Origin of the sequence: Paenibacillus hubeiensis (assembly GCF_032334105.1) — a bacterium.
Lineage (GTDB): Bacteria > Bacillota > Bacilli > Paenibacillales > Paenibacillaceae > Paenibacillus > Paenibacillus hubeiensis.
In genome coordinates, this window is sequence record NZ_JAVYAE020000019.1 from 83,378 (window position 1) to 92,434 (window position 9,057).

At 42.6% G+C, this 9,057-nt stretch carries 7 protein-coding genes; 6 read left to right on the forward strand and 1 reads right to left on the reverse strand.

The window, feature by feature from the left end:
* Positions 1–29 precede the first annotated feature (29 nt).
* From RSX24_RS29230 to RSX24_RS29250, 5 genes are all read left to right on the forward strand, one after another.
* Complete coding sequence (locus tag RSX24_RS29230; RefSeq protein ID WP_343262594.1) at positions 30–1,499, forward strand: hypothetical protein; 1,470 nt, start codon at positions 30–32, stop codon at positions 1,497–1,499.
* A 187-nt stretch (positions 1,500–1,686) separates the two neighbouring features.
* Positions 1,687–2,400, forward strand: a complete 714-nt coding sequence (locus RSX24_RS29235) for an NPCBM/NEW2 domain-containing protein (RefSeq protein WP_343262595.1) — start codon at positions 1,687–1,689, stop codon at positions 2,398–2,400.
* Between the two features lie 1,001 nt (positions 2,401–3,401).
* Positions 3,402–4,325, forward strand: a complete 924-nt coding sequence (locus RSX24_RS29240) for a hypothetical protein (protein WP_343262596.1) — start codon at positions 3,402–3,404, stop codon at positions 4,323–4,325.
* 64 nt (positions 4,326–4,389) lie between these two features.
* Positions 4,390–4,914, forward strand: a complete 525-nt coding sequence (locus RSX24_RS29245; protein WP_343262597.1) for a DUF5983 family protein — start codon at positions 4,390–4,392, stop codon at positions 4,912–4,914.
* Between the two features lie 47 nt (positions 4,915–4,961).
* On the forward strand, positions 4,962–5,639 hold the full coding sequence (locus RSX24_RS29250; protein WP_343262598.1) for a hypothetical protein: 678 nt from the start codon (positions 4,962–4,964) through the stop codon (positions 5,637–5,639).
* 613 nt (positions 5,640–6,252) lie between these two features.
* On the opposite strand, the gene RSX24_RS29255 is transcribed toward RSX24_RS29250, so the two are convergent.
* Complete coding sequence (locus tag RSX24_RS29255) at positions 6,253–7,572, reverse strand: PIN-like domain-containing protein (RefSeq protein ID WP_343262599.1); 1,320 nt, start codon at positions 7,570–7,572, stop codon at positions 6,253–6,255.
* A 701-nt stretch (positions 7,573–8,273) separates the two neighbouring features.
* Between RSX24_RS29255 and RSX24_RS29260 the strand changes: the two genes are divergently transcribed.
* Positions 8,274–8,885, forward strand: a complete 612-nt coding sequence (locus RSX24_RS29260; RefSeq protein ID WP_343262600.1) for a nucleoside/nucleotide kinase family protein — start codon at positions 8,274–8,276, stop codon at positions 8,883–8,885.
* The last annotated feature ends 172 nt before the right edge of the window (positions 8,886–9,057 follow it).

A 9,057-nucleotide genomic window follows, 5' to 3' on the forward strand; every position in this document is an offset into this window, starting at 1 on the left:
CTAAAAAAATGGAAAAGGAGTATCCATACATGATGAGCGCCAACGCATACGAACATAGGTACAAAGAGCTTGAAACCACGGTATATTACGATCGGAAAGGGACTTGGCGTCCTGGCCATTTAACCCGTACCATACATACTCCCGGTGCCGAACCGAAGTATATCCTGTCCCTTTGGTTTACGCCGAATCTGAAGGTGTTGCCAAAGGTTAAATACTCTGGAGAAATGGTATATAACGTACATTATGTTGAAGGGATCGGTTTAAGCCGGTTAAAAAGCTGGATCAAAACAGCGGTGGGGTATGTACCTGAACAGACAACCGTAATTGGCTTGTTGCGATATATCGAAGGACTGATCAATGCGTACCGTGATGAGGATTCGTTTTATGCAAACCAGGATCAGGCTGCGGCAGCTGAAGTGCTTAACAAGCTTACCCAGGTTGCTGTTCAACGACTTAAAGTAAACGAGATTATTCACGAAAATAAACACAATCGATCTCAACCGATGTACATTACTTATTTAACGGATGAGGAGATTAACTGGGCAACGGAAGCCCAAAAGGTGATGAATGGCCATTCTTACGTCGAACCATTCACTTCGATTGGCCAGCAAGGGCACCTATATGAGTTTAACAATCGTTTGGAGACGATCGGCCGCCGATGGGAAGAGGAACAGCGTGCCATCCAGGATGAACAACTGAATGAGAAGCTCTTAAATTTACTGGAAGTTGATGTTGTTCTTCGACGATTGGTTGCATCGGCCCTGGAAGTAAAGAAAGAAAAGTACAATACAGATTATGAAGTGGAGCTCGTACACCGTTTATACGGGTATACGCATCGATTCGAACACTATCGCTCTAAATTAGAGCCCTTTTACAACCTGCTGGAGAGCTACGGAATTCAGCGACATGACAGTAGGAAGTTACTTGTGGTCGGTGAAAGGTATGTTGCTGCAGAAGGCATGTTGCCGCCTGCAGGTAAAACTTTTGAGCGAGAAGAGGGAACGATCTATTATGGTGATCGGGTGCATGATGGCACATCCTTCTTTCAGGTCGAATCGGTTGGCCATAAATATGTATACATGCGATATGGGGAAAAGAGGCTGCGGAGATCCGTTCGCCACGCCTTGAAGGTCATGCTCCTTCCGGATCCTAAAAGCCTGGAAGAATTCTTGTTTAATGAAAAAGCCCAGTTACACAATGGCTCCATTATCCCTGAAGCGCATTCTCTTGATCTTGGTACTCTCATATCAAAATTGAACCAAGTACCTAATATGTCCCTGTTAAATCTGCAAAAACGCTTGGCCAAAAGAAAAGATCAAGTCAGCGGTCATCACAAACAAGCCATTCTTGTGTTGTTGGAGGGCATCGAGTTGGTCCAGCTTAGAACCCGGGCTCAGTATGTCAGGGGCCTTGCCCAAGTCAGCCATCAAGATCCGGCAATCTTTGAACGCCTCGACGAGTTGGAATCCAAGTTCCGGATTTACTCGTCGGTTACGTGAACAACTGACATACAGGAGGAGGTATAGATCGTAAAGGATTTATGGACTTTATATTTAGTGAAAGACTTAGGGCAGAAGGCAATTCTCTTTCCTTATATAGTAAATATTATTTAGTTCGAATATACTAGAAAGGCACGTTAAAGTATTTCATAAAGACTATACTAAATTAAAGAAATGAGGAGTAAGTATGAGTTTAACGAAAAAGTTGAAGTATGGTGTGACCGGATTTACGCTTGGTGCAGTTTTCTTCGGTGGCATTGCCTTTGGAGCGACAACAAAGATCGAAGTAAGTTTAGATCCAATCAAGTTTATTGTAAATGGTGTAGATAAGACTCCGTTAAACGGAAAGTTCAACAATAATGGAACTGTCGTTCCAGCTTCGCTCTCGTACAGCGGAACGACTTATGTTCCTTTGAAGATGGTTGGGGACATGGTAAGTAAGGAAGTTGCTTGGGATGGTAAAACGAAATCGGTACTGATTGGAGATACAGATTCAGTTGGAGAACAAAAGTCTTTAACTGACTTGCCTCCTTTGAAAGTATCTTCTGAAGATGTTACTACAAACGAAAGTATTTCTATTAATAATGAGCGTTACACTAAAGGAATTAAATCCACCTTGTTTAGAAGCAGTCCTTTAGAATTTCAAAGCTATAACCTAAACGGACAATACAAGACGCTTAATTTTGGTTATGCAAATTTAGGTATCTATACAGGAAACATTGTTAAAATATCCGTATACGGAGACGGCAAAGAGCTGTGGAGCGGAAATGCCGTAACTGGCGTTCCAGTGAATACGGCTTCTGTTCCTGTCAAGGGAGTGCAGGAATTGGAAATCAGATTCGAGCATGAAACTTCTAGCATAGCATCCGCAGTTGTCGTAAATCCCGTATTGATCAAATAAGATTGCTTGATTTAACTGCAAGAGCTCTCGTTAGTGGTTTAAAGTATCTAAAAATCAATGTAGCTATGCTTAGAGATAACGTCGTAAGTCTTGTTTATTATAGCAATGAGAAGCCTAAGAAACTTTCATTAAAGTTCGTAGCTGTAAGTACTGCTATACATATAGGTCTTCTGATTTCTAAGCTCGTCTCACTTTATTCTTAGAACCGGTCACTAAAAATCCCCCCACACAAAAGAACGTTCCTGAATTCTCAGGGACGTTTTTTTTCTTTGGGCTCACGCTAGAGGCTCTAAGGTGGCTAAACACGCCGCCCAAGAGCCTCTACGCGCCGCTGCCAGGTTACTCCAGCCGATAACGAGAGCGCCTAAAGCGGGAAAAAACCACCCCGCTCAAGGCGCTCTACGTTCCTGTCAGTCGCTTTACACCTGGCACGGAGCGTAAAAAACACCCTAAAGAACTATGTGCATTCTATAAATAGTCTTATTTGACTGAGGAATATATAACTATTTTTTAATAAAAAATTTCGTCAAAGCGCAAAAAAATGAACTCAAAATATAAAATTTAGGACCTTTTTCGAAGATAAAAGAATATAGGGGCTTTCAGGAATAAATGGTAGAACCGGGTTGCACCGGTTCTTTTTATTTATTTATTTTTTCCACTTTTGCCTTCCGCATGGTAACAGGGGCAGTTCGGCTAGGGCCAGGGCGGACCGAGCCTCCGGCTGCGCCCCTCACTCCGCCCCGACCCAAGTCTCACAGTCGGCCAGTCAAGGGGCCGTTTTTTTTGTCTTCAAACATGCCAAAAAAACACGGCTGAGACCCTTGACCTCCCGCCTATGTCCCTGTTTCCAAGCTTCGCGTCAAAAGGGAAAAAAATACCCTTTCGGGGTTTCATCCCATGCGGATGGCAAAAGGGCTAGTCCGGATGCGAAAGTGCTGCTTCCACCGGACGTTCCCGATCTAAGGCGTGCCTTGCCGGCACACATCGAAGGAGTGAACTGCATGATTAAAGGCTTGAATGATGGATTCGGGAAGTTAACCACATTGATTTCGGTACCCGAGAGGGGGGCCTTTGGTGACGCCAAGTACCGAGGGAATTACGCGGGGGCCGTGCTTGGAAAACTGGTATCCCACTTGAAAAGGGCAGGTATTGCTGAGCCTTACATCTATGACCCCATGGAAGGAGGGAAAACGAGTCGCGATGTTTGCGCGCATTTGAAGCTGCCTTATGTGGGAGCAGATATTCACACCGGGTTTGATGTCGTCAATGATGACTTCCACGATACAGGATTCGACCTGACGATGCTGCATTATCCCTACTGGAACATGATCGACTACGCTGCGGATTTACCAAAGCATATGCAGTCCATGGACATGAGCCGGATGAATTGGAAGCAATTTATTGCTGCTGTCAGCCACGTCAACATCAAGGCAGCTGCACATAGCCGGTATGTGGCCGTCCTCGTGGGCGACATGGTGATTAAGGGCAAAGGATACATCCGGAGTATCCAACGGGAGATGGCTTGGGTGGGCGCGCCGGTTCGGCACTTCATCAAAGTTCAGCATAACGCGCAGAGTTTCCGGAAGCAGTACCAGGGGCATTTCATTCCTGTTGTCACAGAACACCTTTTACTATTCAAAACCGATTATCGGCCTGCCGGCAAGCTATGGGTGCTGGGAACCGGACAATATGAGCTGGTGGATGCGGACGCCTATGTGACTTGGAAGACGGCCGTGAAACATGTGGTCCGGAAACTGAATCAAATTACACCGGCAACTGTGCTGGCAGGGATAGAACAGTTTTTCCCGATTAAGCTCCAAAAAACGAATACGCCGGCGGCTACAGTACGGCGCACGCTTCAGGAATTGGAAGCTGAAGGATTTTTGATCCGGAAAGAACGCGGCGTGTACCAAGAAGCGGTTTGAAAAGCTGGGCATCTCCAGAGCAGGAGCTGCCCAATTCATCCAAACAACGAAGGGAAGATCACAAATGACAAAAGTTTTGCTGGTGGCCATGTTTGAGGAGATTTTGGACCATGTACAACTATTTGAAGGAAAAGACGCCATTCCCAAAGTGCTGAATGCTTTCCACGAATGGACAGGGGTCCAATATCACGATTATGCAAGAAGGCGTTGGACCACGAAGGAAAGCAGTTTCGATATTCTGGGCGAAGATTATGTCGGGTCCGAGATCATTTTTCTGAATGGGCCCAAGATGCTGCCGACTGGAGACCCGATGAGGGAATCCTTCATTACCGTCAGCACGGCCCATATTTCAGAAGATGTGAATCATCAACTTCAAAATGAGTGGATCAATAAAACTCACCAATTGATCTATTACGCATACGAATACGGATATTTTATCTGCATTTTAGATGAGCCTTTGCCCGAAGAGGAAACGTTGCCGGACAGTCTCCGGCAGGTTGTGTTGTTTGCCCGTTCGAAGGGGGCGCAATGGCTGAAGCTCGATCGGGATGGTGATATCTTTCCCGAACTGCCCACTTTTAACTGGTGATTTCGCCAAACAACCACAATCTCATTTGAAAGGAAGATAAGCACATTATGATGAATCAATTTGTTTCTATGGTAGGGTCACATTTTAAAGAATTGGAGGTAAAACTTTTGTGTGCGCAGATTGATCAGCGTACACAAAAGAATTTGCCCTCACTTGAATTGCGTTTGAAGCTCAGTGAAGAAATTATGCGCATTGGTAAGCTGCAAGGATACTTGTCTCCAAAACAGGAAAAAGCCCGGATTCGGGTGAGACGGGATATCAATGCATTTTTCGATCCGGATGAGGATGTGGTCGTTTCTTGCACACATAAATCCGGAAAAACGTTTCAGATTAACGTTACTGATAATCGAATGATTTGGGATAATGACGGTTTCCCGCAAAGTATCAACTTCCGCTATCGGAACCATATTGTACACTCGAAGCATTTGAAGAGTCTGGTACCCCGGGAATTGCATGTTGGACATGACAACTATGCGATCCAGGGGCCTGAATTTGAAGAAGTTTTCTTTAATGACATCGATGACTGCGATAACTGGCACTTACTTGAGGCCATCTTTGAAGTCAGTGAAGAAGAGAAGAAATTACTCGCAACTAAAATCTGTTCGGATTGTGGGGCTCGTGCTGCGATCCCGAGCCGAACCGAAGTGATCGTGAATGAATCCGAGAATTCACGGCCGGTCGTAAAATACGAATGCACGAACTGTCACGCCGTATTTTATAAATAATTGGCCATTCCGGACGGAACGAATAGCAATTTGAATAAGCTGTCTAATTGATCCATTCCTATGGTAACTTATAGGAGAATAGTAGGGGGAGATTTTGCATGAGATATTATAGACATTACACCGTAGATACGAACAGAAGAGTGATTTACATATTTTCAAAGCGGAGGACCACGAGGCATCAATATCTATTGCTGTTGAACGCGTCAAAGAATAGTCCACATTCAATTTGGTTCATGAGGGAACGCTGAGGTTTGAAGGAAAAGATATGCTCCGCAGCTTCTCATAAAATCAAATGCTCTACCCAATGCAATACCATATTCCCTGTAGGAATGTGCAGACTTAAGTGAAGATAAGAACCGAGTCCGGGCTATCCGTCCGGCCCTGGTTCTTATTATTTCATAGAGCATGGTGTTGCAGGCGCTCCTTGTCACGTTTGTCGCGTAAGTAAACAAAGGAGCGCTACAAATAAATTACATAGGATCAGTTTGTTCAAATTACCCGCACCCTATCTCCGTCCCAGGAAGGGCCCATCTTTTCCTGCTGTACTTCCTCAACAAAAAAAGCCATTCAATGAATGGCAGAGAACTCGGAATATTTGAAAGCTACTTTGTTATTATGCTAGGATCGATATTTTTAATAGATTTATTATATCTTCAACATAGTACATTCCCAGGTCATCACTAATGGTATCTTTCACTTCTTTTAGTTCTTGCAATGTATTTAATTTATAAGGAAGGCTGAACACCACCATAAGCATTTCTCCAGTATACTCAAGATCAACTACCTCTGATTCGTGAAATATATCTTTAAGAATCTTCCGTATCAAAATGGGAAATAGGGCTTCCTTCTCTTCGGATTTAATAAATTCATCACTCACGTCAAAAAAGAGTTTGTAGAAGATATACTGGCCCTTTTGGTTTTCGTTACTTTTAATCCTTTTTGCTCTCCCTTCAATTATTTCCAGCAGTCTATCTTGTTTTTTATTCCTGTTCAGGGCCTCATTCAAAAGCAGCGTATTCATCTGCTTATTCAAATCCTCTTTTCGGTAAACTGTTTCAATTTCCTTAATAATCTCACTTACAGTAGCACTACTCTTAAACCCTAAAAACTTCTCTGCCTGACCTATAAACTGTACTGAATTATACGAATTAAATAACTTTCCTCCACTCACATTATTAAATTCATTTATTAGATAGGGATGAATTCCCTTTTTCTCACCATTCACTACTAAAATCCAATCTTCTTTTCGATCATCACTGATTAAAACAATTGATTTCACATCTTGATTTGTAGCATAATTTAATATCTGTTTCCAAAAAATCAGATCGCCATAGGCTGCTTGATACTGTAAACCTTTATGAAAATAGAGTTTGTTTTTCTTACTATCCGCATATCCGGGTGGAACATTATTTTCGTACCTCTCATTACCTTCGGAAAAAATTTCATTAAGTTCATCTTGTGTAAATTCTGGTCCAATATTATCCCCTATCAGGTCATTAATTTTATCTTTTATAGTAAGTAGATCAGGTTGTTCTTCCCTTTGGGTAGATAACTCTTTTTTTATTAGATCACTACTTTGTTCCAATGACTCCACCATAATATTCGTGTTAATATTTGAGTGTTTTAAATTTTTTAACTTTGAAATAAGCTTTTGAAGTTCACTTACACATTCTTTTTCCAGTTTCTCGTATTGATCTTTTTGTTCATATAACACTGTTTCTAAGTTTACATGGTACTCTAATGCTACTTGATGTGGAATCCAAATCCTTTCCTTTATACTTTCAAGTATTTCTAACATTGCGTCCCTTGATTCTTTTGGATACCTAAAAAGATTAAGAAGGGCATTAGCATCAAGTACAAAGGCACAGTTCTCCCATAAATATGTTTGTTCATCTTCAGTTAGTTTGTAATATCCAGGAAATTGTTTTTTCACCGTGATTGTCCTCTCCTATGTATATTTACATTTCTTGTTTCGACGTAACTATCCTATTCCCTTCATCGCTATAATCATGGGTTTTTAAAATAAGGGATTCAATCAATAGCCCTCAATAATCGCAAACATTTGATAATGTTATAAAAAAGAAAGAGGCGATTGTACTCGTCACCTCAAGTAAGGTTTCGTGCAGTCGAGGCGGGCCGCTCCAGCCAGGTGTTTTATCAGCTCCTTGTTCGTTTATTTCTAAAAACAATCCTACCAACCCTATGGTACATTGATGATCTGAACGACCGTCTTGAGCCGCTTAATCTGAGTCCCGATGAACTATTCCAGCACCTTCAGGACATTGGCCTTTAAGATGACGCTGTTCGTTCTGAGCATGAGCTCATAAAGAGCACAAGCTTTGAAATATTCGATCAATGTACCAATTAAATTATAGGGGGACATCCTGGATGTCCCTATTTATTTCTATGATCTGGGAGGTTGGAATCAAGTGTTCATATCATACGTATACTATAATTGTAGAGGTAAATCCATTAATACGCTGAATCATTGCGGCAGTTTCTCAGCCTAAGAGCATTTTCTTCCGTCCGTGAATGATACATAGATTGGTTAATACGGTTGAATTTCTGATGAAGCAATCCTTCTTCAGAAACCTCTTTTATTCTGCTTTTTCATCTAACAAAGGGGGATATTTTATGCGTGGGAAAATTATTGCTTTAATCGGTGCGAAAGGGGCGGGAAGGAGAACGATACTGAAATCATTGACTGATCCTACAACTGGCATTGCCAGTTTGGTCAAGATTCCATCATTCACAACACGGCGGATGAGATCGGGAGAATCAGAGCGTAATCCGTTCCATTTTGTCTCACCTGAACGCTATGAACGTGATATCAAAGAAGGGCGCTTGTTTGCTGAAGGCATACTGAAACATGGCGAACGTGTAGCTGCCCCGATATATAATTATGAAGTAGCATTATCTCACGGAAGGTTTCCGATCATTGATCTGGATCTGGAGGGTGCAAAAAAATTCAAAGAACAGTTTCCTGATAATGTAATCGTGATTTACGTGAGAGTAACTGATCCACGCACACTTTGGAAACGAGTTCGCGCAACAGAAGACATTATCGGTAATCAATATGTGTTGCTGGAGCAACAAGATCAAGACATGGCAGCTTATGCGGACTTTACTGTGAATAATCCAGACGGTGAGCTCGAATCGGAGATGGCCATGGGGGAAGTCAGAAGTTATGTACTGGATATCGTTAATGAGAATTCGAAAGCAGGGTTTATAAGTGAGAAGGGTTGAGGATATCAGATTCATTCGGGCATGCTTTTTTCTTGAATAAAGCAAGGGCTCACGCTACCGGCTCTAAGGTGACCAAAAACGCCACCTAAGAGCCGGTACGCGCCGCTGCCAGGTTACTCCAGCCGATAACGAGAGCGCCTAAAGCGGGAAAGATCACCCCGCTCAAGGCGCT